Annotated in this window: 4 protein-coding genes; 3 read left to right on the forward strand and 1 reads right to left on the reverse strand. The window is 42.9% G+C overall.

Features of this window, described 5'->3' with window-relative positions:
- The coding region (locus MICAI_RS15180; protein WP_039900254.1) for a Uma2 family endonuclease at window positions 1-290 on the reverse strand (290 nt) is incomplete at its 3' end.
- Window positions 291-583: 293 nt separating this feature from the next.
- On the opposite strand from MICAI_RS15180, the gene MICAI_RS15185 reads away from it, so the two are divergent.
- The 3 genes from MICAI_RS15185 to MICAI_RS15195 form a co-directional block, all read left to right on the forward strand.
- Window positions 584-2,503, forward strand: a complete 1,920-nt coding sequence (locus MICAI_RS15185; RefSeq protein WP_008203626.1) for a long-chain fatty acid--CoA ligase — start codon at window positions 584-586, stop codon at window positions 2,501-2,503.
- Between the two features lie 61 nt (window positions 2,504-2,564).
- Entirely contained in the window at window positions 2,565-3,014 is a 450-nt protein-coding gene (locus tag MICAI_RS15190) for a YlqD family protein (RefSeq protein WP_002782037.1), read from the forward strand.
- A 289-nt stretch (window positions 3,015-3,303) separates the two neighbouring features.
- Window positions 3,304-3,606: RNA-guided endonuclease InsQ/TnpB family protein (locus tag MICAI_RS15195; protein ID WP_039900255.1), on the forward strand; the 303-nt coding region annotated here is incomplete at its 3' end.

Below are 3,606 nucleotides of genomic sequence, written 5' to 3' on the forward strand. Positions count from 1 at the left end.
GCGGTTTCTCTATCTCTGTCATCGCAGGTGACAATAATATCGGGATAATAAAAGTGATTGCGCTTCTCTAATCTGACTTTCACATCGGCAAAATAAACCCGACAATCGGAACCCCGCAAATGATTACGAATAATTGTGTATATATTCCCCGAAACAATATTATGAGTATCCGTCGTTCCTGCCATGGCGTAAACTTGTCCATCGATATATTCATGTTTAATGGGACTGGTTTCTTCAAACTGAAGATATTCTTCTGGAGTGAGATTATTATAGTTAGATAAAGCAATCATCGTTTTTTCTGCTAGTTACAACTATATTTCAGTACCTAAGCAAAATTAATTATACATCTAAGCCGTTAGCCTTTTCCGTAATCAGTAAGCAGTATTAAGTAACAGTAACATTCCCTGATTACTGTTCACTGTTCACCGATAACCGAAAAGTCTCCTCTCTCCGAGTCTCGATTAGGAAATTAACTTTGCAGCACTAGATACCTGTTGAAATACTGTCTAGGAGAACCAGCAAAAAGAGCCTAGAATGGTTAATCTATATCCTATGACCCTTGTAACTCTCTATAACTACTGCTATGACAACCCTAATTGACTATTCAAATATTCAATCTTTACCCGAAGTTTGGTCAATAGTTGCCCAGCGTTTCCCCAATATTATCGCCCTGCACGATCCCCACAGTAAACCGGAAGTAATTCTCACCTATCGGGAACTTTATCAACAAATTCAGCAATTTGCCGCCGCTTTACAAGCATTAGGAGTCACAGAAACCGAAAATGTCGCTTTATTTGCCGATAATAGTCCCCGGTGGTTTATTGCCGACCAAGGTTCCATGGCAGCCGGGGCCGCCAACGCGGTACGATCTGCTCAAGCGGATGCAGAGGAATTAGCCTATATTCTGGCCGATAGTGACAGTCAGACGCTGATTGTCGAAAATAACAAAACTTTAGGCAAATTGCTGACGAAAATCCCTGAATTGCCACTAAAATTAATCGTGCTGCTCACCGACGAAGACCCCGCTACTGGGGCGATTTCCGTGCAGACCTTAAATTTCAAGCAACTAATGGCGATCGGGGCTGAGAACACCCTTAAACCTATCACCAAGAGCGAAAATGATCTGGCTACCCTCATCTACACATCGGGAACGACGGGACAACCCAAAGGGGTGATGTTAAGTCATGGTAATCTGCTGCATCAGGTACGCAACTTAAATGCTATCTTTCAACCGGAGCCTGGCGATCGAGTTTTAAGTATACTACCTTCATGGCACTCCTACGAGCGCAGTTGTGAGTATTTCAGTCTAGCTCAGGGTTGCACCCAGATTTATACCAGTATTCGCACTTTTAAGCAGGATTTAAAGCAATTTAGTCCGCAATTAATGGTGGGAGTTCCCCGTCTTTGGGAATCTCTTTACGAGGGTATCCAAAAACAATTTAGCGAACAATCGGCCACAAAACAGAAATTAGTGCGATTTTTGCTAGAAAAGTCGGAAAAGTACGTTATTGCTAAACGTATCGCCGATAATCTCAGTCTAGATCATCTTCACGCTTCCCCCGGAGAAAGACTAAAAGCAAGAATTCAATCCCTCTTACTCTATCCCCTCCATGCCATCGGTGATAAGCTAGTTTATGGCAAAATTCGCCAAGCAGTGGGAAATAAAGTTAAAATCTTGGTTAGTGGCGGTGGTTCCTTAGCCAGACATCTAGATACTTTCTATGAGATTGCCGGAATCCCGATTTTAGTTGGTTATGGACTGACAGAAACTTCTCCCGTCGCTACCGTCCGTCGTATCGATCATAACCTGCGCGGGTCTGCCGGTCGTCCCGTCTTTCAGACAGAAATCTGTATTGTCGATTTACACAGCAAAGAAGTCTTACCGACAGAAAAACACGGTTTAGTCTTGATTCGCGGTCCGCAGGTGATGCAGGGATACTATAAAAAACCCGAAGCAACCGAAAAAGCGATTTCTCCCGATGGTTGGTTTGATAGCGGTGATATTGGTTGGTTAACCGCTGCTGGGGATTTAGTCTTAACTGGACGGGCCAAAGATACAATTGTTTTGAGCAATGGTGAAAATATCGAACCGCAACCGATTGAAGATGCTTGTTTACGCAGTCCCTTTATCTCCCAAATCATGCTAGTGGGACAGGATCAAAAAGCTTTGGGGGCTTTGATCGTGCCTAATCTTGATATACTGGCCAATTGGGCCCAAGAACAGAAAATATCCTTAAATTTACCCGATCTTCACAGCGATCGCTCAACGATTCTTTCTAGCGATCTCTACAGCAAAAAAGTCTTAGCTCTCTACCAACAAGAATTAAAGCGCGAGGTAAGAAATCGGCCCGGTTATCGTACCGATGACCAGATTAAAACCTTTGAGTTAATTTTAGAGCCTTTTTCCCAAGAAAACGGCATGATGACCCAAACTTTAAAGATTAAACGACCGGTAGTAACGCAACGCTATCGCGATATGATTAACGAGATGTTTGCCAAGTAAATATTTCCGGCAAATATTCCCTAACCCCTTGACAAAAAGACCTTTTTAGGATAAGCAAATCATGGATGACGCACAAACCAGTTTATTACTGAAGCGCCCGGTGACAATTAAAGTCATCGTGACCCCGCGCTGGAAAGAAGAAGCACAACAGCAATTACAAGCACAAATGGTTCAAATTGACGCACAAATTCAACAATTAGAAAGCCAAGGCCAAAGAGCGATCGCCGAAATTCAGCGTCAGAGTCTGATCCCCTTACCCCCCGCGGCTGCCCAACAGATTGACAATATTCAAATCCAAGTCAATCAACAGAAAAGTGAGTTTCTCGAACAAAAAAACCAGTATCTGCAACAATTGCAACAGGTACAACTCTTGGAACTCAATCAAGAAGTCGCCCAAGCACAACTAGAAAGCTTTTTCCGGGTCGAAAAAGGCGATAACTTAGTGGCCAAAATGAATGTGGAACTCGTCCTTAGAGATGGCATCGTCGAAGAAATTCGCGGCGAAATTTAAAGCTAGGGTGAGCAGTTACCCGTCCCTGTCAAATTAAAGGCTAAAATCGGCAATAGCAAGGGAGAATACCCCTTGCTAACCGATAAAACCGCCCCTAGCTCACATCACCCCTGACATGACTTGATCGGGCCTGAAAAATATATTAAGATTCTTTATCGATCGCCCGGACAAACTCACCTATATTGTTGTATAACTTCATCGAAAATTTGCGTCTGAAACCCCGCCGTTCTAGGTTGGCTTTACTGTTAAATACTAGCGCATTTACACGATATATGCTAAAATGTGAGACATGGAAAAAGCCTATTCTTACCGATTTTACCCAACACCCGAACAAGAGTCGCTATTGCGGCGCACTTTGGGCTGTGTAAGATTAGTTTACAACAAAGCTCTCCACGAACGAACACAAGCTTGGTACGAAAAGCAAGAAAGAGTAGGCTACGCTCAAACTTCTTCAATGTTGACCGATTGGAAAAAGCAAGAAGAATTAGACTTTCTCAATGAAGTAAGCTGTGTACCCTTACAACAAGGGTTAAGACATTTACAAACAGCTTTCACTAACTTCTTTGCTGGTCGTACTAAGTATCCTAACTTT

The sequence above is a fragment of the Microcystis sp. T1-4 genome (assembly GCF_000297435.1).
Taxonomy (GTDB): Bacteria; Cyanobacteriota; Cyanobacteriia; order Cyanobacteriales; family Microcystaceae; genus Microcystis.